The sequence below is a fragment of the Polaromonas sp. P1_G2 genome (genome assembly GCF_056405515.1).
The window spans coordinates 1-433 of record NZ_JBFUBY010001261.1; the positions used below are offsets into that span (position 1 = coordinate 1).

The window sequence follows — 433 nt, forward strand, 5'->3', positions numbered from 1 at the left end:
CCGTCGCAGTCGCGCTCAACAAGCTGGCGCAACGCGAAAAGGTTCTGTTCGTCTGCGGCATCTCCGGCTCCAACGACACGACCGGCAAGGATTGCGTGCGCTACGGCGTGCGCCAGAACTTCTTTGGCCAGACCGCCGCCTCGGCTATCGCGCCGGTCGTTATCAAGGAGTTCGGCAAGAATATGAAGGTGGCGTATATGACGCCGGACTATACCTATGGCCATACCGTCACCAAGTCGATGCAGGACAAGACCGCCGACGCCGGCTGGACGACCGTGACCAACCAGGTTTCGCCGCTCGGTACGCCCGATTTCTCGTCCTATCTGCTCAATGTCGCCAATTCCGGCGCCGATGTGCTGGTCAACGTCAACTGGGGTCACGATGCAGTGCTGTCGATGCAGCAGGCCAAGCAGTTCGGCGTGCTCGACAAGAT

1 protein-coding gene is annotated in these 433 nt (G+C 60.3%); it reads left to right on the forward strand.

From position 1 onward, the window contains the following. Positions 1 to 433, forward strand: a 433-nt coding sequence (locus AC1D0P_RS30055; RefSeq protein ID WP_477680071.1) for an ABC transporter substrate-binding protein, incomplete at both ends; no start/stop codon positions are given.